This window comes from Kitasatospora sp. NPDC088264 (genome assembly GCF_040685715.1).
GTDB lineage: Bacteria > Actinomycetota > Actinomycetes > Streptomycetales > Streptomycetaceae > Kitasatospora.
The window spans coordinates 116,294-140,418 of sequence record NZ_JBFBIR010000020.1 but is presented as its reverse complement, the minus strand read 5'-3'; the positions used below and the strand labels follow the sequence as shown (position 1 = coordinate 140,418).

Genomic DNA, 24,125 nt, shown 5'->3' with positions numbered 1-24,125 from the left:
CAGGTCCCCGCGCAGGCCGCCGGTGTCGGGCGGCGGGCCGGCCGGGGGCAGGCAGGCGCGCAGCGCGTCCTTGACCAGTTCCTCCTTGGAGGGCCCGGACCTCGCGCCCCCGGACCCCGCTCAGCCGGACGGGGCGGGGGCGGTGCCGGTCAGCAGGGCCTCGCGGACGAGTTGGACGGGGTGCCAGGCGTGGCGCTCCGTCCCGTGGAAGATCTGCTGGCGGCAGGACGCGCCGGTGGCGACGATCACGGTGTCCTCGGGTTCGGCGTTGACGGCGGGGAAGAGCCGGTCGTTCCCCACCGTCATGGACACCTCGTAGTGCTCGCTCTCGAAACCGAAGGAGCCCGCCATCCCGCAGCAGCCGGCGTCCAGTTCGACCACCTCGACGCCGGGGATCCGGTTCAGCAGGGCGATGGTGGCGGCCGTACCGACCTCGGCCTTCTGGTGGCAGTGGCCGTGGTAGAGCAGTCGGCGACCGGCCGGCCAGGCCTCGGGGCTCAGGCGGAGGCGTCCGGCGTCGATCGCCTCGGTGAGCAGTTCCTCCACCTGCCGGACCCGGCCCGCGAGATCCTTGACCACCGGGTCGTCCGGGTGCAGGGCCAGGTGCTCGTCCCGCAGCGTCATCAGGCAGGACGGCTCGCAGCCGGTGACCGGTGAGTCCGGGGCCGCCGTCGCGGCGATGGCCCGGGCGAAGTCGGCCGACTGCCGCTTGGCGTCGTCCAGCAGTCCCTTGGACAGGCTCGCGCGACCGCAGCAGCCCTGCGCCGCCAGCCGGACCCGCCAGCCGGCCAGTTCCAGCAGTTCGACGGCGGCGCGGCCGATGGCCGGCTCGGTGAAGGTGGTGAAGGAGTCGGCCAGGAAGGTCACCTCACCGAGGGGGGCCGACGGGGCCGCGCCCTCGTGCTGCCGGAACCACCGCAGCAGGTTGTCCCGCGCGAAGGCCGGCAGCGGCCTGGCAGCGGTGATCCCCAACCTCCGTTCCAGCAGTCGGCGGACGAGCCGGCTGCGCCCCGGGAGGTTGGAGAGCGGCGCGGTGGCCGAGCCGAGCCGGTTGAGCAGGCGGATGGCGCCGAACACCCGGGATCTGAGCGGCACCCCGTGCAGGTCGTGGTGGTGGGAGAGGGTTTCGGCCTTGAGCGTGGCCATGTCGACGCCGAGCGGGCACTCGCTCTTGCACGCCTTGCACATCAGGCAGAGGTCGAGGATCCCGTGCAGGCGCTCGTCTCCCAGCGCCTGCCGGGGGTCCGGCTCGGAGAGCGCCTTCACCAGGGCGTTGGCGCGGCCGCGGGTGGAGTGCTCCTCCTCCCGGGTGGCCATGTAGGAGGGGCACATCGTGCCGGTGGCGCTCTTGCGGCACAGCCCGATGTTCATGCACCGGTCGGCCGCCCCGCGCATGCCGCCGAGGACCTCGAAGGCGAGCCGGGTGCGCAGTTCGGGCGCGGGCGGCAGGGCCCGGTCCCGCAGGTGGTCCGTCATCGCGGGGGCGTCGACGATCTTGCCGGGATTGAAGAGGTTCCGGGGGTCGAAGAGCCGCTTCGTACCGCGCATCGCCTCGTAGAGGTCCCGCCCGAAGAGCAGCGGATTGAACTCGCTGCGGGCCAGGCCGTCGCCGTGCTCGCTGGAGTTGACACCGCCGTACTCGGTGACCAGGTCCCGGATCTCCTCCGCGACCGCCCGCATGGTCGTCACCTGGGCGGGGTCGGTCAGGTCCACGAAGGGGCGGATGTGCAGGCAGCCGACCGAGCAGTGCCCGTAGAAGCCGGCCGACAGGCCGTGCCGGTCCAGCACCTCCTGGAAGCGGCGGGTGTAGTCGACGAGGTGGACCGGGTCGACGGCGGTGTCCTCGACGAAGGCGAGCGGACGGCGGGTGCCCTCGCCGGCGGCCATCAGCAGGCCCAGGCCGGCCGAGCGGACCTTGAGCAGGGCCTCCTGCTGCTTCGCGGTCACCGCGTGCAGGGTGTGGTAGCCGTGGCCGTGCCGGGCCCACCGGGCGGTGAGCCGCTGGAGCCGGCCGCGCAGTTCGCCCTCGTCGTCCCCGCTGAAGCTGACGAACAGCAGCGCCCCGGGATCGCCGGCCAGGATGCCGCCGAGCGGGGCGTACTCGATCTTCCGCCGGGAGAGTTCGAGGATCGTCCGGTCCATCAGCTCCACCGCGGCGGGTTCGCAGGCGAGGGCGTCCGCGGTCGCGTCGACGGCCCCGGCGACGGAGGTGAAGTGGCCGACGGCGATGACCGTGTGCGCGGGCCTGGGCACCAGGTCGACCAGGGCCCTGGTGGCGATGACGAGGGTGCCCTCCGAGCCGACGACGAACTTCGCGAGGTCGAAGGGGGCGTCCTCCGCGCCCTCGGCGCCCTCGGCGCCCTCGCGGACGAGCCGTTCCAGGCGGTACCCGCCGGAGCGGCGCCAGAACTCCGGTGTTCCCTCGGCGATGGCCCGGGCGTTGGCCCGGACGATCCGCGGGAGTTCGCGGTAGACGGCACCTTCGAGGGTCGGCAGGGCGGCCCGCCGGCGGTGCTCCGCCGCGTCGACCGGGGCGAGGTGGGCCCGACTGGCGTCGGAGAGCACGACGTCGAGCTCCCGGACGTGGTCGATGGTCATCCCGTGGCGCAGCGACCCGCTGCCGCCCGAGTTGTTGCCGATCATGCCACCGATGGTGGCCCGGTTGGCGGTGGAGGTGTCGGGGCCGAACACCAGGCCCGACGGCGCCGCCGCGCGGTTCAGTTGGGCCTGGACGACGCCGGGTTCCACCAGGGCGGTACGGGCCTCGGGGTCCAGTTCCACGATGCGGTTCAGATGGCGGGACAGGTCCAGGACCAGCCCGGGCCCCACGGTCTGCCCCGCCAGGCTGGTGCCCGCGCCGCGCGGCACCAGCGGTACGCCGTGTTCGGCCGCCGCGGCGACCGCGGCCTGGACGTCGTCGGCGTGCCGGGGCAGGACCACGCCGACCGGGGTGATCGCGTACATGCTCGCGTCCCGGGAGTACAGGTGCCGGGTGTAGTCGTCGAAGCGGACCTCGCCGTCGAGGTCGCGGCGGAGCCGGTGCTCCAGCGCGCGGGTGTCGCCGTGGCGGGTGCCGCTCTCGGGTCGGGCGGCGCGCTCGGGGCCGCGGCCGGCCGTCGAGGCGTCGGAACTGCTCGCTGTCATGTCCGGTTGACTCCTGTGTCTGGGGGTGCCGGGGCGTTCACGGGCGACGGAGCACGTCGAGCGCCGCACCGAGGCCGGCCGGGTCGATCGGCACCCCGGCGAGTTCCAGGCCCAGCTGCACCCCGGCGAGGGTGCCGATGAGGGTCAGGTCGTTGAGGTGGCCGAGGTGGCCGATCCGGAAGACCCAGCCGGCGAGCCTGCCCAGACCGGCGCCGAGCGACATGTCGAAGCGCTCCAGGACGAGTTCGCGGAACCGGTCGGCGTCGTGGCCCTCCGGCAGCAGGACCGCGGTGAGCGAGCCGGAGTACTCGCGTTCGTCCGCGCACAGGACCTCCAGGCCCCAGCCGTGGACGGCGGCCCGGGTGGCGGCGGCGTGCCGGGCGTGCCGGGCGTGGACGTTGTCGTGGCCCTCGGCGTCGAGGATCCGCAGGGCCTCGTCCAGGCCGTAGAGCAGGTTGATGGCGGGGGTGTAGGGGAAGGCACCGTTCCGGTTCGCCTCGATGACCGGCGCCCAGCTCCAGAACGACTTGGGCAGCCCGGCGGTGCGCGAAGCGACCAGCGCCTTGCGGCTGACCGCGTTGAACCCCAGCCCGGGCGGCAGCATCAGGCCCTTCTGCGAGCCGGACACCGTGACGTCGACGCCCCACTCGTCGTGGCGGTAGTCGAGGCAGCCGAGCGAGGACACCGCGTCGACCAGCAGCAGCGCCGGGTGGCCCGCCTCGTCCAGGGCCCGGCGCAGTTCCGCGATCCGGCTGGTCACGCCGGTGGAGGTCTCGTTGTGGACGACGCACACCGCCTTGATCGTCCGGTCGGCGTCCTCGGCGAGTCGCTGCGCGAGCACCTCGGGATCGGCACCGTGGCGCCAGTCCCCGGGGACCAGATCCACCTGGAGGCCGAGGTCCTGGGCCATCTCCCGCCAGAGCGCGGCGAACTGTCCGGTCTCGAAGCAGAGCACCCGGTCGCCGGGGCTGAGGGTGTTGACCAGGGCGGCCTCCCAGGCGCCGGTCCCCGAGGCGGGGTAGATCACGACCGGGCCCGAGGTGCCGAACACCGGCCCGATCGACTTGAGCAGACGCAGCGTCAGTGCCGCGAACTCGGGCCCCCGGTGGTCGGTCGTGGGCGCCGCGATCGCCCGCAGCACGGGGTCGGGGACGTTGGTGGGGCCCGGGATCTGGAGGAAGTGGCGGCCGGTACGGAAGGACATACGCGTCGAACCCCCTTAAGGGTTGTGCCGTCTGACGGCACGTCGTATCGTGGAGCGGCATAGTGGAGCGTAGGCGCCACCTTCGAAGGGGGTCAAGGATGCAGAACGTGCTCAACGCGCTGCGGGTACTGGAGGAGGTCGCCGCGCGCCAGCCGATCGGCGTCGCGGAGCTGGCGCGGGCCATGGACCTACCGAAGAGCTCCGTGCAGCGGGCGCTGCTCACCCTGCACACGGCGGGGTGGCTGCGCCAGGCCGGCGGGGCACCCACGCGGTGGCTGGTGACCGCCAAGGCGCTGCAGGTCGGCCGGCAGGCCACCGGTGAACTGGGCCTGCGCGACGCCGCCGTGCCGGTGATGGAGGAACTGCGCCGGCAGACCGGCGAAACGGTCCACCTGGCCGTGCCGGAGGGCGGCCGGGTGATCCTGGTGGAGCGGCTGGAGACCAGCCAGCCGGTGCGGATCGTCCTTCCGCTCGGGCAGGACCTGCCCGCCCACGCCTCCGCCAACGGCAAGGCGGTGCTCGCCGCGAGCCCCGCCGAGGCGCTGGAGAGCTATCTCGCCGAGGGGCTGGCCCGGTACACCGACACGACGATCGTCGAACCACGGCGGCTGCTGGACGAGTTGGCGGAGGTCCGGCGCCGGGGCTACGCGACCAACAGCGGCGAGTGGCGCTCCGACGTCTCAGCGGTCGCCGCGGCGGTCATCGGGGGCCTCGGGCTGCCGGTAGCGAGCATCAGCGTCAACGTCCCCGCCAGCCGGGCCACCGACGAGTCGCGGGCGGAGCACGGAGCCCTGGTCAACGCGGCGGCGAAGCGGCTCGGCGTCGTGCTCGGAGCGCGCGGGTGACGGCGAACTCGGCCTCCCCGAAGCTTTTCTGACGATGCGTCAGGATCGGCACTCCCGATCCGGAGCCCGCACCCCGCCCCCTTGACGGCGGTATCGGCGCATCCCATGCTTGGCGCCTGATGGAACTCGGGTTCCATGATGCGAAAATGTGCGTGCGCCGATCGTCCGTACCCGGGTGGATCGAGCGTTCTCGCCGTCGCGGTCATCGCCGACTGGAGAAAGCGAGACCCACCCGTGTATCGCCAAGTCCCAGACCCGCTCGGACACCCCGCTCTCGCCGCCCTGCTCGCGGCGACCCCCCTCCTCGTCCTCCTGGTCCTGCTCGGCCTGGTGCGACTGAAGTCGCACTGGGCCGCCCTCGCCGGGCTCGCCACCGCCTTCCTGATCGCCACCGCCGGCTACGGCATGCCGCTCGGCCAGGCCGCCGACGGCGCACTGGAGGGAGCCGCCTTCGGACTGTTCCCGATCGTGTGGATCATCCTCGGCGCGGTGTGGATCAACCGCCTCCAACGCGCCTCCGGACACTTCGACGTCATCGGAAGGACCTTCTCGTCCCTCTCCGGCGACATCCGGATCCAGGCCGTGCTGATCGCCTTCTGCTTCGGGGCGATGATCGAGTCCCTCTCGGGATTCGGCACCCCCATCGCGGTCACCTCGCTCATCCTGCTCGGCCTGGGACTGGACCCCCTGAAGGCCGCCGCCGTCGCGGCCTTCGCCAACACGGCGCCGGCGGCCTTCGGTTCGGTGGGAAACCCGATCCAGACCCTGGCCAAGGTCACCTCCCTCCCCGGGGCCGACCTCGGCGCCATGGTCGGCCGCCAGTCCGCCGTCATCGCGGCCCTGGTGCCGTTCGTCCTGCTGCTCCTCCTCGACGGACGCCGGGGGCTCCGGGAGGTGTGGCCGGTGGCCCTGGCCGCCGGAACCGGCTTCGCCGTCGGCCAGTTCCTCTGCTCGAACTACCTCACCTACCAACTCACCGACCTGGTGGCCTCGCTCACCTCGCTCGCCTCGGTCATCGTGCTGCTCAGGATCCGGGCCCGACGGCACGGCCCCGCCGCCGAAACGGGGCCCCGCGTGGAGCGCGCCCCCCGCCGGGACACCCTGCTGGCCTTCCTCCCGTACGCGATCATCACCGCGCTGTTCGCCCTGGTGTCCTACGGCGGGCCCGTCGCCGGCTTCGTGAAGGACCAGGACGTCGCCTTCCCCTGGCCCGGCCTCCACGTGACCAGTCCGAGCGGCCGACCCGTGGCGGTCACCATCTTCGACTTCGGCTGGCTCGGCGCGGCCGGGACCCTGCTCCTCGCCACCGGCGTCCTGACCGCGCTCATCCTGCGGGTGCCGGTACGGCGGGCACTGCGCTGTTACCTGGACGCGCTGCACCAGATCCGCTGGGCGGCCCTGACCATCGCCTGCGTCCTCGCCCTCTCCTACCTGATGAACCTCTCCGGGATGGCCGTCTCCATCGGCACCTGGCTGGCGGGCCTCGGCGGTGCCTTCGCCCTGTTCTCCGGCTTCACCGGCTGGTTCGGCGTGGCCCTCACCGGATCCGACACCTCCTCCAACGCGCTCTTCGGTGCGATGCAGGTCTCCGCCGCCCAGCACATCGGACTGTCCCCCCTCCTGGCCGCCGCGACCACCAGCACCGGCGGCGTCCAGGGCAAGGCCGTCGCGATGCAGAACCTGGTCATCGCCGCCAGCGCGGTCGGGACGTACGGGCGGGAGGGGGAGGTCCTCCGCAAGATCATCGGCTGGAGCCTGGCCGTCCTGGCCGTCCTCTGCCTCCTCGCCTGGCTCCAGTCCACCCCGGTCCTCGGCTGGATGGTGCCGTGAACGAGTCGCCGCCGCGCCGACCGGGCCGGTCGGCGCGGTGGCCCGGCTCGGCGGATCGGCCCAGGCCAGGGGTCAGCCCAGGCCAGGGGTCAGCCCAGCCAGGGGTCAGCCCAGGCGGCGGATCGGCTCGCCGGCCAGGTAGGCCGCGATGTCCTCGACCGCCTCGCCGTAGTAGCGGCGGTAGTTGTCGCGCGACACGTACCCCAGGTGCGGGGTGGCCAGCAGCCGGGGCGCGGTGCGCAGCGGGTGCTCGGCGGGCAGCGGCTCGACGTCGAAGACGTCCACGGCGGCGCCCGCGATCCGGCCCCCGGTGAGCGCGGCCAGCAGCGCGTCCTGGTCGACGATCGCCGCCCGGGAGGTGTTCACCAGGTACGCCTCGGGCTTCATCAGCGCGAGTTCGGCCTCGCCGAGCAGCCCCCGGGTGCGCTCGCCCAGGGCGAGGTGGATCGAGACGAAGTCGGCGCCGCTCAACAGCTCCTCCTTGCCGGCGGCCCGGCGCACGCCGACCTCGGCGGCCCGCTCGTCCGTGAGGTTCTGGCTCCAGGCCAGCACGTCCATGCCGAAGGCCAGTCCGACCCGGGCGACCAGGCCGCCGATCCTCCCCAGGCCCAGCAGCCCGAGCACCCGCCCGTGCAGGTCGGCGCCGACGGTGCTCTGCCAGGGACCGCCCTCGCGCAGCACCGTGCTCTCCGGCACGATGCCGCGGGCCAGGCCGAGCAGCAGCGCCCAGGTCAGCTCGACCGGCGGGGTGGAGGAGCTGGCCGTCCCGCAGACCGTCACGCCGTGCGCCTCGGCGGCCGCGTAGTCGATCACCGAGTTCCGCATGCCCGAGGCGACCAGCAGCCTGAGCCTCGGCAGCCGGGCGAACAGCGAGGCCGGGAACGGCACCCGCTCGCGCAGGGTCACGACGAAGTCGAAGTCGGCCAGCGCCGCGGCGAGTTCGTCCTCCGACCCGAAGTGCTCGGAGAAGGCGGTCACCGCCACCCGGTCGGAGACCGGCGACCAGTCGACGATGCTGGTGGCGACGCCCTGGAAGTCGTCGAGGACGGCGCACCGAAGAGTCCGAAGTGTCATGCCCGCACTCTCCCAGACGCCGACCGGCGGCCGGCGTGCCAGGCCCGGTCCGAGCCGCGGGTCTGCGAGCTTGGCCCCGGGGGTGGACCACCGGCACCGGAGCACGGGGAGGCGCGCGATGGCCAAGCCCCGTCACGCCACGGCGGGCTGCCCGGTCGGCCTGGCCCTCGTCCCGGCGGCGAGCGCCAGGCCGAGCAGGCAGCCCGCCACCAGACCGGCGCCGTGGTTGTTCCGCAGCGCGCACAGGAACAGACCGGCCGCGGGGATGAGCAGCAGGTACCAGGTGCCCTTGAAAGTGAGGCCCAGGGTGTTCCCGCGCAGCAGGCAGGTGACGGCCAGGGCGCCGAGCAGGCCGCAGACGGCCACGGAGTCGCCGCCGCCGCGCGGCGACCAGCCGGCCAGGCTCACCACGTGGGCGAGGACGCCGCTGACGAGGAAGACGGCCAGGGTCCGCCACCACCCGAGGACCGACTCGGCGACGGCGCCGACCACGAGCAGGGCCGGCAGGTTCATCGCGATCTGCGTGATCCCGGAGGACTGCACCAGCAGGGCCGTCCCGGCCCGCCACCACTGCCCGTCGGACAGCGCTCCCGGCTGCCGCATCAGATCCTCGACCAGGGCGGGCACCGCGTACTGGAGCACGGCCATCACCGCCATCACCGCGAACAGTGTGAGGGTGGCCCGGGGCCGGCGCGCCAGGGCGCCCCGGACCACGGCGAGCACCTCGCCCGGCCCGGCGCCCGCCGGGGCTCCTGCTCCCGGGCCGGCTGCGGAGCCGACTCCCTGACCGACGTTGGAGCCGGCCAGTACCAGCGCCTGAAGTCCCACGCTGACCACCACGGCGGCGCTCGCGTACAACCCGATCTCGTGCGGCGACATCGCCGACCCCCGTTCACCCGACCCTGGGCGCTCCCGCCCCGTCGACGCGCCCCATCATCCCGGTCGGGCGGGGCCCCGGACCAGGGAGGGTGATCATGGACTCGGCATGACGGTTGTCACAGTCCCGCCAGGTCCGCCGTCATCTCCGCCCCCGTGGATTCCCCGGGGATTCACACATTCCCGAATCGCTGGCGGTCGGGGCAGTGCAGTGGCGATCATGACGGCATGACCTCCGACACCACCCCCGCCGCCGTCACCGCTGCCGCCGTCACCGCTGCCGCCTCCGGCAGTTGGACGCTCGGCGACCGCACCGTCCACCGGATCGGCCTCGGCACGATGCGCCTGCCGCAGACCGGCCGGGCGCTCGTCCCCGACGCCGTACCGCGCGACCGCGAGCAGGCCGTCCGGGTGCTGCGGCGCGCCGTCGAACTGGGCGTCAACCACCTCGACACCGCCGCCTTCTACTTCTCCCCACTGCGCTCCGCCAACGAGCTGATCAACCGGGCGCTCGCGCCGTACGCCGACGACCTGGTGATCGCCACCAAGGTCGGCCCGGGCCGCGGGCTCGACGGCGAGTGGGTGGAGCACGCCCGCACCCCGGAGCGGCTGCGCGGCCAGGTCGAGGAGAACCTGCGCCAACTCGGCCGCGACCACCTCGACCTGGTGAACCTGCGGATCGTCGGCACCGACTCGATCGCCGAACGCTTCGGCGCCCTCGCCGAGTTGCGGCAGGCCGGGCTGATCCGCCACCTCGGCCTCTCCAACATCCACCCGCACCAGCTCGCCGAGGCACAGGCCGTGGCGCCCGTCGTGTGCGTGCAGAACCCGTACGGCATCGGCGCCTCGCCCGAACAGGACGCCGTGCTGCGGCTCTGCGGCGAGCAGGGCATCGCCTTCGTCCCGTTCTACGCGATCGCCGGAGCCGGGCGGGAGTCCGGCACGGGCGGAGCCGAACCCGCCCAGGTCCGGGCGGTGGCGCAGGCGCGCGGGGTCGGCCCGGCCCAGGTCCGCCTCGCCTGGACGCTCCACCAGGGCCCGCACGTCCTGGCCATCCCCGGCACCGGCGACCTGGCGCACCTGGAGGACAACATCGCCGCCGGGGCGCTGCGCCTCTCCCCGGAGGAGTTGGCACTGCTCCAGGAGGCGCACACGGGCTGATCCGGAACCGGGCAGGGCCGCGACGGCGTCGATCCGGGACGAGCCCAGGATCACCGGCGAGCACGAGAGCACGCACGCCGACACGAACGAAGGAGTCCCGGAGCATGGCCGAGTCCGCCACCCGCTACCTCTACCTGACCCGCCACGGCGAGGCCGCGCCCGACGGCAGCGGGCTCACGGCCGACGGACGCCGACAGGCCGTCCTGCTCGGACGGCGGCTGGCGGACCGCCCCATCGCAGCCGTGCACCACGGACCGCTGCCCCGGGCCGCGCAGAGCGCCCGGCTGATCGCCGAGCAGTTGGGCGGCGGGCGGCCGGGCAACGAGCCGTTGGGCGGCGGCTGGCAGGCCGGCGCGGTCCCGACGGTCTGCGAGGAGGCCGGCGACTACGTGCCGTACGTCCCGGAGCGGCACGAACTGCCCGCCGACAGCGCCGACTACCTGCTGGACTTCCTCGCGCAGTCCACGGCGGAGGAGCGCGCCCGCGGCCCGGAGCTGGCGCGCCGGGCCGTCCAGCGGTTCACCGGTCCGGTGGCGGGCGGCGAGGACCGGCACGAACTGGTCGTCACCCACGCGTTCCTGATCGGCTGGCTGGTCCGGCACGCCCTCAGCGCCCCTGCCTGGCGCTGGCTCGGCCTCAACTCCTGCAACGCGGCGCTGACCGTCATCCGCTACACACCCGGCCGCCCCTCCTACGTGCTGCTCCACAACGACATGCGCCACCTGCCCGACGAACTGTGCTGGACCGGCTTCCCGTCCGAGGCCCGGTGCTGAGGCCCGGTACTGAGGCCAGGCGCTGAGGCCCGTCGACAGGAATATGCAGACCGGTCTATTGTTTTCCGCATGGGAGTCAAGGGTGAGGAAACCCGGGCCCGGCTGATCGCCGGCACCCGGACGCTGATCGAGGCACAGGGCTACTTCGGGACCGGCCTCAACCAGATCGTGGCCGCGACGGGCGCACCGCGCGGCTCGCTCTACTTCCACTTCCCCGAGGGCAAGGACCAACTGGTCGCCGCCTCCCTCGTCCAGGCCGGACAGGAGGTCGAGGACCTGCTCGCCGCGCTGGCCGCCGAGGGCGCCGACAGCGGAGCGCTCACCGAGCGGCTCACCGAGGTCTTCGCCGAGCGACTGGCGGGCTCCGACTACACCAAGGGCTGCCCGATCGCGACCGTCGCCCTGGAGGTCGCCGGCACCAACGAGCCGCTGCGCGCCGTCTGCGCGGAAGTGTACGAGAGCTGGCAGCGCGTGCTGGCCGGCCGGCTGGAGGCCGAGGGCTTCCAGCCGGCCGAGGCCGCGACGGCGGCCGGGCAGGCACTGGCGCTGATGGAGGGCGCGGTCCTGCTCGCGTCGGTCCGGCGCAGCCGCGAGCCGCTGGACCACGCGCTGCACGCCGTCCGCCACCTGCTCGGCGCCAAGCCGGCCGCCCGCACCGCGTAGGGCGTCGCGGGCGGAGCCGCCGCCGACCGGTGCGCGGCTCCGCCCCTTCCGACCCTCCCGATTCCTTGTGCCCGAATCTCCCGTGCCCGAAGTCTCCTCGCGCCCAATAAATATGCAGACCGGTCTACAGATTCCAGCTTCAGGAGTTGCCCCATGCCGCCCCTCCCGCCATCGCCCCGCACCCTCGTCCTCGGCGCCACCGGCTTCCTCGGCCGCTGGCTCGTCCTCGAACTCCTCACCCGCGGCGAGCCCGTGGCCGCCGCCGTGCGCGGCGTCGGCCGCGACACCGAACTACGCCGCTGGCTGCGCACCCACGGCGCCGACGACACCGCGCTGACCACCGTCGCCGCCGACCTCACCCATCCCGGCCTCGGCCTCTCCCCCGAGGACGACGCCCGGCTCACCGAGGTCCGCGACGTCCACAACCTCGCCGCCCGCTACCAGTTCGGCCTCACCCGCGCCCAGGCCGAACCCGCCAACGTCCACGGCGCCCTGCACGCCCTCCACTGGTCCGCCACCCGGCCCCGGCTGCGCCGCCTGGTCCACCTCTCCGGCTACCGCGTCGGCCGCGACCCGCAGCCGCTGTACCCGCCCAGTCCCCGCGCCACCACCGCCGCCTACGCGTGCCTCGGCGCGTACGAGGCCTCCAAGCTGCTCGGCGACGCCGCCGTCCGGGTCACCGCACCCCGACTCGGCGTCCCGCTCACCACCGTCAACCCCAGCAGCGTCATCGGCCACTCGCGGACCGGCGAGGCCGGCCAGTACCTCGGCCTGGCCCAGCTCGTCCGCCAGTTGCACCGCGGCCGCCTGCCGCTGCTGCCCGGCACCCGCCGCACCTTCCTGCCCGTGGTCACCGTCGACCACCTGGCCCGCTTCCTCGCCGCCGTCCCCGCGCACGACAGCGCCACCACCCCCGCACCCGACGGCTCCGCCCTGATGGCCCACACCGTCCTCGACCCCGCCACCCCCGTGCTCCCGGACCTGATCGCGCTCATCGCCGCCCACCTCGGCGTCCGCCCGCCCCGCGGCCTGGTCCCCGTCGCCATCGTCCGCCGCCTCCCCCGCGCCCTCACCGGCGCCGACCCGGAGACCCTCGGCTTCCTCTCCGAGGACCGCTACGACACCACCTCCGCCGACCGCCTCGCCACCGCCGCCGGCCTCGTCCACCCGCCCCTCGCCCCGGCCCTCCGGCGCTGGGCCGACCGGCTGGTCGCCGAGGACTTCGGCGCCCCGCCCCGGTGAACCACGGCGCGCCGTGCGGGTCCATGACGAGCGCGAAGCGGCCCGGCTGGCCGGTCGGCCGGCCAGCCGGTGGCGAACTGCCGCTGTCAGCCTTGGGGTGAGACTCCATCCGGAAGGCGCCCGTGAGCAGGATCCACCGTCAGCCCTCGTGCACCGGCAGGGTCCGGAGGAAGTCGTCGAGGAGCTCGTTGAAGGCGTCCGGGCATTCCATGTTGGGGTAGTGGCCGGTGCCGTCGACCGTCGCCGTACGGCCGTCGGCGACGCTGCGGACGAGGCGTTCGGCCATGCCGAGGTGGTCGTCGGAGTCGATGCCGCCGTTGATGGCCAGCACCGGGACGCCGATCTTCGCCGCCCGCGCCCAGGTGTCGGTGACGGGCACCTGGTGGTCGGGTTCGGTGGGGGTGTGCTTGGCGAGGGTTCGCCGGGTCATGTCCTTCAACGTGCGCACGATGTCCGGGTCGACGTCGTCGAGGGTGCGGTGCGGGCCGGCCGCGAGCCGGGTGAACGCCGTGATCCAGCCTTCGAGGTCGCCCGCGGCCATGGCGCGGGCCTCCTCGGCCTCGATCTCGCCGAGCCACGGGTCCTCGAACTCGGGTTCGCTGGTGCCGACGCCGCTGACGACCAACGCCTCGACCACGTCCGGGTGTTCGAGCGCGGTGTCGACGGCGATGGCGCCGCCCATCGACAGCCCGACGAGGATCGCGGGGCCGGTGCCGAGGTGGCGCAGCAGGGCCGCGAGGTCGTCGGTGTGCCGGAACGGGCCGGTCGCGTTGGAGGATCCGCCGTGGCCGCGGGCGTCCGGCGCGATCACCCGGTAGTCGGCCGCGAAGGCGGCGATCTGGTCGCTCCACATGCGGTGGTCGAGCAGGCCGCCGTGCACCAGCACCAGGGGTCGGCCCGACCCGATGTCACGGTAGGCGAGGTGGCTGCGGCCGTCGTCGAACGAGAACACGTCAGATGCGTCAGTCATGACAACCAAGTTGTCATCCCCCGCGAGGATTGGCAACCCAGGTGCCATGATGACGGGGTGACCGATACCGATGCCCCGCTCCCGCCCGACGTCCTCGCCCACCGGCTCATGGACGTGTTCGACCTGGTCGGCCCGCTGTACCGGCGGGTGCTCCGCAAGGTGGAACTCGCGGCTCCCATCGAGGGGCTGTCCGTCGGCGTGCGCGCCGTGCTGCTCCTGCTCGCGGAGCACGGGCCCATGACCGTCCCTCAGATGGGCCGCGCACAAGCGCTGAGCAGGCAGTTCGTGCAGCGCATGGTCAACGACGCGGTAGCCCTGGACCTGGTCGAGATCACCCCGAACCCCGCCCACCAGCGGTCCTCGCTGATCCGGCTGACCGACCACGGCAGGGCCGCCGTCTCCGCCGCGAGCGCCCGCGAGCACGCCCTGCTCCGCCAGGTCGGCGGCGAGCTGACCGACGCCGACCTGACCGCCTGCGTGCACGTCCTCACGCAGATGCTCGAACTCTTCGACAACGTCGACGTGAACTGACCCCCGTACCGCGCAGGCGCGGCCCGGACGGCAGGAGAGCGGCCTACCCGAAGACCAGGCTCGTCCAGCGGACGCCGGACCGGCCGTGCAGGTCGCCGCGTTCGGCGCGGTGGAGCAGTCGCAGGCCCCGGGCGGCGGCGAGCGCGACGGTCTCCTCGGGCGGGACGTCGAACATCCGGCGGCCCGGCGGGACGGGGCCGTGGCGCAGGGTCAGGGCGAGGCGCCCGCCCGGGGCCAGCAGCCGACCGAGGGCGGCCATCGCCAACGGCCGCTCGGCGGGGGCGAGATGCATCCAGACGGCGGTCAGCAGGACCAGGTCGAAGCGTTCGGCGCCGGCGCTCAGCCGCGGCAGCTCGGGCAGCGCGTCGGCGACCCAGCGCACGCCGGAGCCCACGTGCAACCGCTCGGCGACGGAACGGAGTTCGGCGGTCGGCTCGACGGCCACCACCGGATGGCCGAGGGCGGCGAGGGCGGCCGCGTCGCGCCCGGTGCCGGCCCCCACGTCGAGGACGGCGGCGGGCGGGGGCGGGTAGCTGTGCAGCAGGTCCGCGTGGACCTCGGCGAAGGTCACGCTCTCGTACTGGACGGCGAGTTCCTCCGCCGCCTCGGCGTAACCGGCGGTGCTCGAAAGCCCGTCCATCCCTTTCACGTCCTCCACCCCGCCCACCCCTTTCACGTCCTCCACCCCGCCCACCCCTTTCACGTCCTCCACCCCGCCCAACTCGTCCACCCCGATCATGCCTTCCGGTCCCGGACGACCACCGCGTCACCGGCCGCCGCCGCGTGGGCGAAGAAGTCCCGCAGCTCCCGCAGGTCGGCGACCACCCGGGACGCCCAGGTCTCGGACCACGGCGTCGGGTACCCGAGGCGCGCGACCGTCCGGGCCAGCACGGTGTCCTGCTGGCGCACGAGTTCGCCGAGCGCCGAGTCGCGCAGGAAGGTGAAGGCGGCCGCGACCTGCGCGGGGCTCAGCACCAGCGGATCGGTCTGCGCGGCGTCGGGTTCACGGCGCTCGCCGCCGTACACGGGCAGGCGGGCGGCCGGGTCGGGGTGCAGGCCGTTCTCGGTGAGGGCCAGTTCCATCAGCCGGGCGGTGCTCCGCACGCCCAGGAGGAGCCCGGCGGAGGCCAGCTGGTCGTAGCGGACGTCCTGCCGGTCGGGGACGAGCTCGCCGAGTTCCGCCGGCGAGCAGGTGTCGACCTCCTGGCCGGGCAGGCGGCGCCAGAAATGATCCACGCTCACCCGGACAGCGTAACGAAAGCGCGGCTCACGCCTCGCCGGGGTGCCAGAGGGGCCACTCCCAGGGGCGATCCGCCCAGTGGACGCGGACCGGATCTCGCGGGTCGAGGTCCGGGAAGAGCTGGCGGATCCGGGGCTCGAACTCCTCGGGGGCGAGCGGCTCCCAGCCGTGGCCCTCGAAGTGGACCAGGCGGTAGCGGCTGTCGGTCCGGAAGTCGGCCACCTCGACCAGGTGCTTGGACGTGCTGTTGGTCTCCATGCCCCCCAGCATGTGGCGCGGCGGCAATCGGCGCCCCTCCAGACCCCTCTTCCGGGTCATGTCCCGGCGTCGGCGCGCTCGTTGAGCACGGGGAAGGCATGACGGGGGATTCGGTGGGGGGTTCGGCGCTGGAAGGACGACAAGATGACTGGGCAGCCCACCGGAGGACAGTGGCAGTGGCCGCAGGACGCGTGGCAGCCACCCCCGGTACCCACCGGGTTCGCGCCGGCCCCCGTTCCGGCGCCCGCACCGGCGTCGCGGCGGTCGCGGAAGGTGTGGGCCGCCGCGACCGTCGGGACCGTCGCCGTCCTCGCCGCCGTCCTGGCGATGTGCGGGCCGGGGTCGGGAGACGAGCTGGACGTGGTGGCCCTGCCGCACGCCTCCCCCTCCGCGTCCGACCCGGCGGCTCCGGACCCGCCCGCGTTCTCCCCGCTCCCCACCACGCCCGCGCCGTCCCCGCTGCCGCCGCCCACGCCACAGGGCGCCGGACCGGCCCTGGCCACGGCCACGGCGGCGGCCGCGCCGAACGAGGACGAGCCGGCCGACGCGCAGCACGCGGCGACCGCGCACCCGAAGCCCGGCCGCACCGCGCACCCCTCGCCGTCGGCCCACGGCACCGCCCCCGCCGGCGCCACCCCGGCGGCTCCGGCCCCCGGCACGGCGCCGCCCACCCTCGGCGCGGGCGGCATCTGCGACCAGGCCGAACGCGTCGGCCGCTGGCCCGCGGGCTCGGAGCAGGCCCGCCTCTGCCACAGCATCTACGGCTGAAAAAACGCCTGCGGCGGCCGCACCCGCACCCGCACGACGAGGGCGCCCCGCCGGACCGATCCGGCGGGGCGCCCCAGGCGGTGGAGCCGCGCTACCCGGCCGCCTCCAGGATTCCCTTGTCCAGGCGCGGCGCCAGGACGCGGGCCAGGGTGTCGGTGATGTGGCCGGTGTCGCGGTACAGCACTACGCCTTCCAGCACCGCCGGGCAGTCCGGTCCGCTGCCGGGGCACAGCAGCGGGCCCAGGTCCAGGGTGCGGACGCCGTAGCGGGCGGCGAGGCCACCGTCGAGCATCGGGTCCGGCTCGAAGGCGGTGTCGCGCGGGAAGAAGCAGGCATCCGAGCGGCCGTCGGATGCGGCGAGGCAGGTCGGGATGTCCTTGCCGGGCATCGGGGTGTCGCCGAGGTAGGCGAGCGGGGCGCCGACGGCGGCGAGGCGGTCCAGGGTGCGGGTCCAGCCCTGGGCGCGTTCCTCCTGGCTGCCGTAGCGGTTGAGGCCGGCCATCAGGACGAGGCGCGGCCTGGGCCCGGAGGTGAGCCGGGTGAGGGTGTTCTCGCGCCAGCGGTCGCACTCCTCGAAGGTGCGGCCGAGGACGTTGTTGCGCACGGTGAGGGTGGCGAGCGGGCAGCCGGGCTTGACCAGGACCTCCAGGGCCCAGTGCCGCTGCTCGGCCATCGCGAGTGTGGAGGATATCCACTGGCCGGCGTGCGAGTCGCCGAGCAGCACGATCCGGTCGGGGCTGTCCTCGGCGCCGAACAGGCAGCGCGGGCTGCTGTCGGCGTTCAGCGGGATCTCGCAGCCCTTGCCGGGCGGGAAGTCCTCCCGGGCGCGGGCCAGCGAGGGGGTCAGGCCGAGCACCCGCGCGCCGGGGGCGAGCAGGGTGGGGCCGGTCGGGGCCCCGGCCGGGGCGGCGGAGGGGGTGTCGGCGGTGCCGCCGAGGGCGCGGACCGTGCCGCCACCCAGGGTGAGGGCGGCGATCAGCGGGATGACGAGGGCACTTGCGCCGACCGCGAGGCCCCGGCGCGGCGCCGGGCTGCTGCCGTAGCGCAGCGGCTGCTCGACGAGCCGCATGGTGAGCCAGGCGGGCAGCGCGCTGGCTGCGGCGAGGGCGGCCAGGGTGGTCCAGGGCAGGGCGCCGTAGCGGGCCTGGGCGATGGTCAGCACCGGCCAGTGCCAGAGGTACCAGGCGTACGACAGGCGTCCGGCGGCGCGCAGCGGGCGGCTGTCAAGGAGGCGCCCGGCGTCGGTGGCGCCGAGCGCGCGGTGGGCGGGGCCGGCGAGCAGGACGGCGGCGGCGCCGAGGACGGGCACCAGCGCGGCGGTGCCGGGGAAGGGGGTGTTCCGGTCGTAGAGCAGGATCGACGCGAGGACGGCGGCGGCGCCGGCCCAGCCGAGCAGTCGCAGCGACCAGGCCGTCCCGCGCCGCTGCGTGCGGCCGGCCAGCGCGCCGGCGAGCAGCGCCGCGCACGCGCCGGCCGCGAACTCCCAGAGCCGGCTGCCGGTGGAGAAGTAGGCGAGCGGCGCCGAGGTCGCCGTCCACCGGACGCACAGCAGCAACGAGACCGCGCCGATGGCCGTGGTGGCCAGGGTGATCGCGACGGTGCGGCGGCGGCCGTGCAGGAAGCGGGCGAGGCCGAGCAGCAGAACGCCCCACAGCAGGTAGAACTGGTTCTCCACGCCGAGCGACCAGAAGTGCTGGAGCGGGCTCGGGGCGTGTTCGGCGGCCAGGTAGTCGGTCTGCTGGCCGACGAAGCGCCAGTTGACGAACTGTCCGGCGGAGGCCATCAGGTCGCGGGCGAGGTCGGTGCCGCGCAGCGGGTCGAGCAGCGCGCCACCGGCGACGGCGGTGGCGACCAGGACGGTGGCGGCGGCGGGCAGGATGCGGCGGGCGCGGCGGGCGGCGAAGTCCCACAGGCCGATCGGGCGGCCGAGCAGCAGTCCGGTGATGAGGAAGCCGGAGATGACGAAGAAGACGTCGACGCCGACGTAGCCGCCGGCGAAGCCGGGAACGGCGGCGTGGTAGGCGAGGACGGAGAGGACGGCGACGCCGCGCAGGCCCTCGATGTCGGGGCGGAAGCCGGTGCGCCGCTGGGCCTGCGGCGGTGCGACGGCTTCTGCGGAGGGGCGCCGCTCGGGCGCGGCCTGCCGGTCCATTCGGACGACGCCGGGCAGCAGCTCGGCCGAGGCGGTGGCGGCAGGAGAGGAAGGGGACGACGACGGTGGTGGTACGGCCGTTGACACGGCGGTGCTCCTCGCAGGGGCAGGCAGCGGGTGGTCGGGACCGCCGGGCCGATGGGGCGGCCGGGCGGCGCATCCGCGCCGGTGGGGCGACGCGCTGGGAAACGCGGTGGATCCGAACGAAGTTGATGGGTCGTCAGACATCGACTTTGACGTCAGGAGTTGATGGAGTGGAATCGACGAGCGGAGTTGACGGAGCGTCAGAAGATCAGCGGATCGGCCCAGCCGGAGGCCAGCAGCCCACAGAGCAGCAGCACGGCGGTGACGGCGACGGCCTCCGCGTGGCCGAATCCCAGGTCGGACCGGCGCCGCACGGGCGGGGCGACCTCTCCGACGGCGGCCCCGTTGCCACCGCGCAGGAGCGGCCACAGGGACCGGATCAGCGGGATCATGGTGTACGCGGTGAGCGCGAGCAGCGCGGTGAGCGCCCAGTAGGGCTGCCAGCCGTACAGCACGGCCGCGCGCACGAGTCCGGCGATGCCCGCGAGGACGACGAACCCCAGCCAGCCGACGCCGATCCGGGCGACCGCCTTGGCCAGTGAACTGCCGCCCGACACGGCGCCGGTGGGCACCCAGTCGGCACTGCGGCGGCGCAGCGCGTGCGCGATGGCGACCACGTGGCAGAGTCCGCCGAGGAGTTGGACCCGGGTGACCTCGAAGCGCCAGCGGGTGCGGGACATCGCGGGCAGCAGGACGAGCGAGACCCAGATCGGCGGCAGGAACGGCAGCACCTGCCACGGCTGGATCTCACCGGGGGCGAAGAACAGCATGATCAGGGCCGGCAGCGGGACGGCGAAGACGTTCACCGCGCTGGTGACGTAGCCGAGGATGCCGTTCCAGAAGCAGAGCCGGGCGGAGCGAGGGAGCGGTCCGCGGCGGAAGTCCGGGTCGCGGACGAGCGCCAGGGAGCCGAGGCACCAGCGGTACTGCTGGCTGATGAAGGCCGGGAGGCCGGTGGGCGACATGCCCTTGGCGACCAGGGCGGGCACGTACCGGGTGGTCCACCCGGCGCGGGCGAGCGAGAGGCCGGTGTAGAGGTCCTCGCTGTGGTCGATCTCGGCGAAGCCGCCGACGCGCATGAGTGCGGCGCGGCGGTAGAGGGCGTTGGTGCCGCAGCAGACGGTGCCGTCCTGCGCGTCCCGGGAGGGCTGGATCCAGCGGTAGAAGATCTCCTGGGTGGCTCCCGCGGCGCGTTCGAGCCAGGACATGTCGGCGTCCGTGTCGAAGCACTGCGGGCTCTGCACGATGCCGACCTCGGGGTTGTCGAGGTAGGGCACCAGGTGGTGCAGGAAGTCGGGGCGGGGGCAGAAGTCGGCGTCCAGGACGGCGACGATCTCGCCGTTGCCCTCGGCCAGGCCGTGGTTGAGGTTGCCGGCCTTCTTGAACCGGCCGCGGTCGGGGCGGGCCCGGTACTGGAAGCCGTAGGACTCGGCGAGTTCGCGCACCTCGGGGCGGGCGGCGTCGTCGAGGACGATGACGGTCAGCGCGCCGGCCCACTGGACGGCGGCGGTGTGGCGGTAGGCGTTCTCCAGGACGGCCAGCGGCTCGCCGGCGGTCGGCAGCAGCAGGTCGACGCTCGGGTGGCGGGCGGGCTGCCAGGCGCGCATCAGCAGGTCGTGCGAGTCGCGGGTGTAGCGGCGGGCGCGCTGGCCGTCGGTGAGCGAGAGCAGCCAGGTGGCCGCGTTGAGCACGGTGAGCACCAGGAAGGGCCAGAGCAGCGGCCGGCTGAGGGCGAACAGGCCGAGGGTGGCGGTGGCTCCCGCGTAGGAGAGGGTGGCGCAGAGCAGCACCCAGCGGCGCTGCGGGCCGAAGTACCAGTAGAGCTCCTCGTCGTCGGGCGGGCTGGGCAGGCGGAGGTCGGGGTCCGCGGGGATCCGGCGCGGGCCGGCCTCGGGCGCGGGCATGGCGGTGCCATGGAGTACGGGCATGCGGAAGTGGCCCCCCTGGGCATGGGACGGAACGTGGCCGTTCGCCCTCAGCCTCTCACATTGGCCTAGACCAATCATGAACGAGGTATGACATCTCCGCATCGCCCCTGGTCAGTGACTTGACATGGCATCACGTACCGACGAACCGTCAAGCGATCATGGATTCGACCCCGAGCACCGCCGGCCCGCACCCCGTCGGTCAGGCCTCCTCCAGCGACCCGTTCAGCGCCTTCGTCAGCTCCTTCGTCAGCTTCTCGAACCGCAGATCAGGGCGCAGCGGGACACCGAAACGCTCGTCGCCGTACGGGAACGGGGTGAAGACCCCGGTCCGGCGGAAGCCGCGCCGCTCGTACCACGCGATCAGGTCGGCGCGCTGCTCGATCACGGTCATCTCCAGCTCGCCCACGCCCCACTCCTCGCCGGCCAGCCGCTCGGCCTCGGCGAGCACGGCCCGGCCGAGGCCGCCGCCCTGGAGCCCGGGGCGCACCGAGAACATGCCGAAGTACGCACGGTCCCCGCGGTGCTCCAGCTGGCAGCAGGCGACCAACTGGCCGTCCCGCTCGGCGACCAGCAGCACCCCGTCGGAGCGGCCGATGACCTCGGCGACGCCCTCGGCGTCGGTGCGCTGGCCCTCCAGCAGGTCCGCCTCGGTGGTCCAGCCGGCCCGGCTGGCGTCGCCGCGGTAGGCGGACTCGACCAGCTCGACCAGCGCCGGTACGTCGGCGAGGGTGGCGGGGCGGAAGGCGGGCTGCCCGGTGGGCCGGGCGTGGCTGGGGATGGTCTCGGACATGGCGGGTCCTCATTCTGCGTGCGGTGGAACCGCCCGCCGCTCGTGCCTGCGGCGTGGCGCGGGCCGTCCCTGGTGACCGGCCTGCGGGCATCGTGCCACAGCCCGCGAACCGGCCCCGAGACCCGGGACCTGCGGCGACGGCCCCCACAGGCCCGGCCGGCGGGGCGCGGGCCCGGCCGCCGTCCACCCCGGGCACAGCTCCGCCGTCGCGGCCTACGCGCCGCGCCCCGGCGTCAGCGGATGACGGGCAGGACCGCCGTGGTGCCTCGACCGGCCGCCGCCTCGATGAAGGCCACCGGGTCGGCGACCTCAGCGAGCAGGGCGCGGGTGAAGTGCAGGGCGCCGTCGGACGGCGGCGGGCCGCCGATCGCCGCGATCAGGTCGAGCAGGTGGACGGTCGCCTCCATCAGCGCCACCTCGCCGAGCGCGCCGACCGTCACCGAGCCGAGCAGCGGGTGGGCCACCGCGGCGGTGGGCGCCAGGTCGGCGATGCCGGCCAGGGCCGCCGGGCCCTCGGCCCCGAACCGGGCGACCAGCTCGGCCGGTTCGGCCGCCGCGGCGGTCTGCTTCGCCGTCTCGGCGACCTGCTCGGCGGCGGTGTGCGCGATCCCGCCCGGCCGGTTGTAGGCCCGCAGGATGCCGACCCCGGCGGTCACCTCGGCTGGGCCGTCCACCAGGGCCCCGCGCAGCCCGGCGAACATCTCCGGCACCGGCGCCACGTGCGCGTACAGATCCCGGACGGTCCAGCCGGGCAACCGGGTGGCGAGCCCCCACGACGCCTCGTCCAGGGCCGCGCCGCGTTCCGCCCAGGAGGCCCAGGCCTCGGTCAGCAGGGCGGGAACATCGTCGGTCTGACGCGTCATCGGTCCTCCTCGGAACACATGGCAACTGAGTTGTCATCCTACCGGCCGCCGGCCGAGGACGTCCGGAAAGTCGAGGACTGGCCGGTCGGCCCGGCGGATCAGATCCGGGCGCCGAGCATCCGCAGCACCAACTCGCCGTAGCGACCACCGAGTTCATCCGGCGTCTCGGTGGAGCGGTCGGTGAACCAGCGGGAGACGTCGATGCCCAGCGAGGTGACCGCGCGGGCCGCCGTCCGAACCTCGGACACCTGGAAGACACCGGCCCTCACGCCCGCCTCGATCAGCGCGCTGACCTCGCGCTCGATGTCCAGCCGCAGCGCCGCGACCACCGCGTAGGCGTCCTCGGGCAGCGCGTGCAGTTCGTAGTTGACCACCCGGCCGACCGTACGGGCCCGGGCGTGCCAGGCGGTGAACTCCTCGACCAGCCGGCGCATCCGGTCCACCGGGCCGCCCTCGCCGGACGCCGCCGCCCGGACCAGCTCCAGCGTGGCCGCGTGCCCGGCCTGGCTGATCTCCGCCAGCAGCGCGGCCTTGGACTGGTAGTGGATGTACAGCGCCGCCGGGCTCATCCCGGCGGCGGTGGCGATGTCCCGGGTGGTGGTGGCGTGGAAACCGCGCTCCGCGAAGGATTCGACGGCCGCCTGGAGCAGCCGGTACGCCGCCTCGGGGCGGGAGTCGGCGCCGCCGGGCAGGGTGCGCCAGAGGTCGGCGATGGGCGTGCTGGTCATGGCGCCATCCTCCCAGAGAACTCGTACACACATTCCCGCCGCCCGGTCGACGGGCTGTTGACAGGCTCCCGCACCGACACCATGCTGAGCAAGCGCTTAGTCAGCCGATGGGCCGGCACACCCGCCGACCAGGCACCCCCGCCGAACCGGCGTCTCCGTCCACCCGGCACCCCCGTCGAACGTTCCGTGCGAAAGGCAGGACCCTCCGTGGCGCACTCCTTCAAGGGCCGGGTGGCCGTCGTCACCGGATCGAGCCGGGGCATCGGCCTCGGCATCGCACGCGAGCTGGTCGCCCGCGGCGCCAAGGTCTGCCTGACCGCCCGCAACCCCGAGCCGCTCGCCGAGGCCGTCCACGACCTGGGCGGGCCGGAGAACGCCATCGCCGTCGCCGGGAAGACCGACGACCCGGTCCACCAGGAGGAGGCCGTCGCCCGCACCCTGGAGGCCTTCGGCCGGCTCGACCACCTGGTCAACAACACCGGCATCAACCCTCTCTACGGCCCGGTCCTCGACACCGACGAGGTCGCCGCCGCCAAGATCCTCGCCGTCAACGTGCTGGCCCCGCTGGCCTGGACCCGCCGCGCGCACGCCGCCTGGATGGGCGAGCACGGCGGCTCGGTGGTCAACGTGGCCTCCGTCGCGGGCATCCGCTCCTCGCTCGGGATCGGCATGTACGGGGTCAGCAAGGCCGCACTGATCCGGCTCACCACCGAACTCGCCGCCGAGCTGGGCGGCCAGGGCATCCGGGTCAACGCCGTCGCCCCCGCCGTGGTCAAGACCAGGTTCGCCGAGGCCCTGTACGAGGGCCGGGAGGAGCAGGTCGCCGCCGCCTACCCGCTCGGCCGGCTCGGCGTGCCCGAGGACGTCGCGGGCGCGGTCGCCTTCCTGCTCTCCGCGGACGCCGCCTGGATCACCGGCCAGACCCTGGTCGTCGACGGCGGCGTCACCCTCGGCGGCGGCCTGTGAGCGGCGCGGCGGACGCGGAGGCAGAGGGCCAGGAG

Annotated in this window: 22 protein-coding genes; 9 read left to right on the top strand and 13 right to left on the bottom strand. The window is 74.2% G+C overall.

Annotation, left to right across the window (positions count from 1 at the left end):
* Nucleotides 1-120: 120 nt before the first annotated feature.
* Nucleotides 121-3,144: an FAD-linked oxidase C-terminal domain-containing protein gene (locus AB0O82_RS18480; RefSeq protein ID WP_363584858.1), complete on the bottom strand. Its 3,024-nt coding sequence runs from the start codon at nt 3,142-3,144 to the stop codon at nt 121-123.
* 37 nt (nt 3,145-3,181) lie between these two features.
* Nucleotides 3,182-4,348, bottom strand: a complete 1,167-nt coding sequence (locus AB0O82_RS18475) for an aminotransferase class V-fold PLP-dependent enzyme (RefSeq protein ID WP_363584856.1) — start codon at nt 4,346-4,348, stop codon at nt 3,182-3,184.
* A 98-nt stretch (nt 4,349-4,446) separates the two neighbouring features.
* On the opposite strand from AB0O82_RS18475, the gene AB0O82_RS18470 reads away from it, so the two are divergent.
* Together AB0O82_RS18470 and AB0O82_RS18465 are read left to right on the top strand one after the other, a co-directional pair.
* Entirely contained in the window at nt 4,447-5,193 is a 747-nt protein-coding gene (locus tag AB0O82_RS18470) for an IclR family transcriptional regulator (protein ID WP_363584854.1), read from the top strand.
* 234 nt (nt 5,194-5,427) lie between these two features.
* Nucleotides 5,428-7,023, top strand: coding sequence for an L-lactate permease (locus tag AB0O82_RS18465; protein WP_363584852.1), 1,596 nt, complete (start codon nt 5,428-5,430; stop codon nt 7,021-7,023).
* A gap of 105 nt (nt 7,024-7,128) precedes the next feature.
* Here the strand turns inward: AB0O82_RS18465 and AB0O82_RS18460 are convergent, their stop codons facing one another.
* Entirely contained in the window at nt 7,129-8,097 is a 969-nt protein-coding gene (locus AB0O82_RS18460; RefSeq protein ID WP_363584850.1) for a D-2-hydroxyacid dehydrogenase family protein, read from the bottom strand.
* 132 nt (nt 8,098-8,229) lie between these two features.
* Nucleotides 8,230-8,976 (bottom strand): rhomboid family intramembrane serine protease, encoded by a 747-nt coding sequence (locus tag AB0O82_RS18455; RefSeq protein WP_363584848.1) that lies wholly within the window; start codon nt 8,974-8,976, stop codon nt 8,230-8,232.
* A gap of 225 nt (nt 8,977-9,201) precedes the next feature.
* Here AB0O82_RS18455 and AB0O82_RS18450 point away from each other — a divergent pair, with 225 nt between their 5' ends.
* The 4 genes from AB0O82_RS18450 (at nt 9,202) to AB0O82_RS18435 (ending at nt 12,812) form a co-directional block, all read left to right on the top strand.
* A complete protein-coding gene (locus AB0O82_RS18450) occupies nt 9,202-10,134 on the top strand; it encodes an aldo/keto reductase (RefSeq protein ID WP_363584846.1) in 933 nt (310 codons plus the stop codon).
* A gap of 104 nt (nt 10,135-10,238) precedes the next feature.
* Nucleotides 10,239-10,907 (top strand): histidine phosphatase family protein, encoded by a 669-nt coding sequence (locus AB0O82_RS18445; protein WP_363584844.1) that lies wholly within the window; start codon nt 10,239-10,241, stop codon nt 10,905-10,907.
* A gap of 69 nt (nt 10,908-10,976) precedes the next feature.
* Nucleotides 10,977-11,570, top strand: coding sequence for a TetR/AcrR family transcriptional regulator (locus tag AB0O82_RS18440; protein WP_363584842.1), 594 nt, complete (start codon nt 10,977-10,979; stop codon nt 11,568-11,570).
* Between the two features lie 153 nt (nt 11,571-11,723).
* The gene (locus AB0O82_RS18435) at nt 11,724-12,812 is read left to right on the top strand and encodes an SDR family oxidoreductase (protein WP_363584840.1); all 1,089 of its coding nucleotides are present in this window, start codon (nt 11,724-11,726) and stop codon (nt 12,810-12,812) included.
* A gap of 139 nt (nt 12,813-12,951) precedes the next feature.
* Here AB0O82_RS18435 and AB0O82_RS18430 read toward each other — a convergent pair whose 3' ends face one another.
* Nucleotides 12,952-13,782, bottom strand: a complete 831-nt coding sequence (locus tag AB0O82_RS18430; RefSeq protein WP_363584838.1) for an alpha/beta hydrolase — start codon at nt 13,780-13,782, stop codon at nt 12,952-12,954.
* A gap of 57 nt (nt 13,783-13,839) precedes the next feature.
* On the opposite strand from AB0O82_RS18430, the gene AB0O82_RS18425 reads away from it, so the two are divergent.
* Nucleotides 13,840-14,313 carry a MarR family winged helix-turn-helix transcriptional regulator gene (locus AB0O82_RS18425; RefSeq protein ID WP_363584836.1) on the top strand — a complete coding sequence of 158 codons (474 nt, stop codon included), beginning with the start codon at nt 13,840-13,842 and terminating at the stop codon, nt 14,311-14,313.
* Between the two features lie 43 nt (nt 14,314-14,356).
* Here AB0O82_RS18425 and AB0O82_RS18420 read toward each other — a convergent pair whose 3' ends face one another.
* From AB0O82_RS18420 to AB0O82_RS18410, 3 genes are read right to left on the bottom strand one after another with little or no spacing between them, the layout of a single operon-like run.
* Complete coding sequence (locus AB0O82_RS18420) at nt 14,357-15,052, bottom strand: class I SAM-dependent methyltransferase (RefSeq protein WP_363584834.1); 696 nt, start codon at nt 15,050-15,052, stop codon at nt 14,357-14,359.
* The gene (locus AB0O82_RS18415) at nt 15,049-15,555 is read right to left on the bottom strand and encodes a hypothetical protein (protein ID WP_363584832.1); all 507 of its coding nucleotides are present in this window, start codon (nt 15,553-15,555) and stop codon (nt 15,049-15,051) included. Before AB0O82_RS18415 ends, AB0O82_RS18420 begins: the two co-directional genes overlap by 4 nt.
* A gap of 25 nt (nt 15,556-15,580) precedes the next feature.
* Nucleotides 15,581-15,811, bottom strand: coding sequence for a hypothetical protein (locus AB0O82_RS18410; protein ID WP_363584831.1), 231 nt, complete (start codon nt 15,809-15,811; stop codon nt 15,581-15,583).
* A 144-nt stretch (nt 15,812-15,955) separates the two neighbouring features.
* On the opposite strand from AB0O82_RS18410, the gene AB0O82_RS18405 reads away from it, so the two are divergent.
* Nucleotides 15,956-16,579 (top strand): hypothetical protein, encoded by a 624-nt coding sequence (locus AB0O82_RS18405; protein WP_363584829.1) that lies wholly within the window; start codon nt 15,956-15,958, stop codon nt 16,577-16,579.
* A 91-nt stretch (nt 16,580-16,670) separates the two neighbouring features.
* Here AB0O82_RS18405 and AB0O82_RS18400 read toward each other — a convergent pair whose 3' ends face one another.
* The 5 genes from AB0O82_RS18400 to AB0O82_RS18380 form a co-directional block, all read right to left on the bottom strand.
* Entirely contained in the window at nt 16,671-18,818 is a 2,148-nt protein-coding gene (locus tag AB0O82_RS18400; protein ID WP_363584827.1) for an acyltransferase family protein, read from the bottom strand.
* Nucleotides 18,819-19,015: 197 nt separating this feature from the next.
* The gene (locus tag AB0O82_RS18395; protein WP_363584825.1) at nt 19,016-20,743 is read right to left on the bottom strand and encodes a cellulose synthase catalytic subunit; all 1,728 of its coding nucleotides are present in this window, start codon (nt 20,741-20,743) and stop codon (nt 19,016-19,018) included.
* 199 nt (nt 20,744-20,942) lie between these two features.
* Nucleotides 20,943-21,533, bottom strand: coding sequence for a GNAT family N-acetyltransferase (locus AB0O82_RS18390; RefSeq protein WP_363584823.1), 591 nt, complete (start codon nt 21,531-21,533; stop codon nt 20,943-20,945).
* 233 nt (nt 21,534-21,766) lie between these two features.
* Nucleotides 21,767-22,396, bottom strand: coding sequence for a maleylpyruvate isomerase N-terminal domain-containing protein (locus tag AB0O82_RS18385; RefSeq protein ID WP_363584821.1), 630 nt, complete (start codon nt 22,394-22,396; stop codon nt 21,767-21,769).
* Nucleotides 22,397-22,494: 98 nt separating this feature from the next.
* Nucleotides 22,495-23,124 (bottom strand): TetR/AcrR family transcriptional regulator, encoded by a 630-nt coding sequence (locus AB0O82_RS18380; protein WP_363584819.1) that lies wholly within the window; start codon nt 23,122-23,124, stop codon nt 22,495-22,497.
* Between the two features lie 207 nt (nt 23,125-23,331).
* Here AB0O82_RS18380 and AB0O82_RS18375 point away from each other — a divergent pair, with 207 nt between their 5' ends.
* Nucleotides 23,332-24,090, top strand: a complete 759-nt coding sequence (locus tag AB0O82_RS18375) for an SDR family oxidoreductase (RefSeq protein ID WP_363584817.1) — start codon at nt 23,332-23,334, stop codon at nt 24,088-24,090.
* The last annotated feature ends 35 nt before the right edge of the window (nt 24,091-24,125 follow it).

Coding starts and splice junctions, on each gene's coding strand:
- AB0O82_RS18480 (WP_363584858.1), bottom strand. CDS start 3,144: ATGACAGCGAGCAGTTCCGACGCCTCGACGGCCGGCCGCGGCCCCGAG.
- AB0O82_RS18475 (WP_363584856.1), bottom strand. CDS start 4,348: ATGTCCTTCCGTACCGGCCGCCACTTCCTCCAGATCCCGGGCCCCACC.
- AB0O82_RS18470 (WP_363584854.1), top strand. CDS start 4,447: ATGCAGAACGTGCTCAACGCGCTGCGGGTACTGGAGGAGGTCGCCGCG.
- AB0O82_RS18460 (WP_363584850.1), bottom strand. CDS start 8,097: ATGACACTTCGGACTCTTCGGTGCGCCGTCCTCGACGACTTCCAGGGC.
- AB0O82_RS18455 (WP_363584848.1), bottom strand. CDS start 8,976: ATGTCGCCGCACGAGATCGGGTTGTACGCGAGCGCCGCCGTGGTGGTC.
- AB0O82_RS18450 (WP_363584846.1), top strand. CDS start 9,202: ATGACCTCCGACACCACCCCCGCCGCCGTCACCGCTGCCGCCGTCACC.
- AB0O82_RS18445 (WP_363584844.1), top strand. CDS start 10,239: ATGGCCGAGTCCGCCACCCGCTACCTCTACCTGACCCGCCACGGCGAG.
- AB0O82_RS18440 (WP_363584842.1), top strand. CDS start 10,977: ATGGGAGTCAAGGGTGAGGAAACCCGGGCCCGGCTGATCGCCGGCACC.
- AB0O82_RS18435 (WP_363584840.1), top strand. CDS start 11,724: ATGCCGCCCCTCCCGCCATCGCCCCGCACCCTCGTCCTCGGCGCCACC.
- AB0O82_RS18430 (WP_363584838.1), bottom strand. CDS start 13,782: ATGACTGACGCATCTGACGTGTTCTCGTTCGACGACGGCCGCAGCCAC.
- AB0O82_RS18420 (WP_363584834.1), bottom strand. CDS start 15,052: ATGATCGGGGTGGACGAGTTGGGCGGGGTGGAGGACGTGAAAGGGGTG.
- AB0O82_RS18410 (WP_363584831.1), bottom strand. CDS start 15,811: ATGGAGACCAACAGCACGTCCAAGCACCTGGTCGAGGTGGCCGACTTC.
- AB0O82_RS18405 (WP_363584829.1), top strand. CDS start 15,956: ATGACTGGGCAGCCCACCGGAGGACAGTGGCAGTGGCCGCAGGACGCG.
- AB0O82_RS18395 (WP_363584825.1), bottom strand. CDS start 20,743: ATGCCCGTACTCCATGGCACCGCCATGCCCGCGCCCGAGGCCGGCCCG.
- AB0O82_RS18390 (WP_363584823.1), bottom strand. CDS start 21,533: ATGTCCGAGACCATCCCCAGCCACGCCCGGCCCACCGGGCAGCCCGCC.
- AB0O82_RS18385 (WP_363584821.1), bottom strand. CDS start 22,396: ATGACGCGTCAGACCGACGATGTTCCCGCCCTGCTGACCGAGGCCTGG.
- AB0O82_RS18380 (WP_363584819.1), bottom strand. CDS start 23,124: ATGACCAGCACGCCCATCGCCGACCTCTGGCGCACCCTGCCCGGCGGC.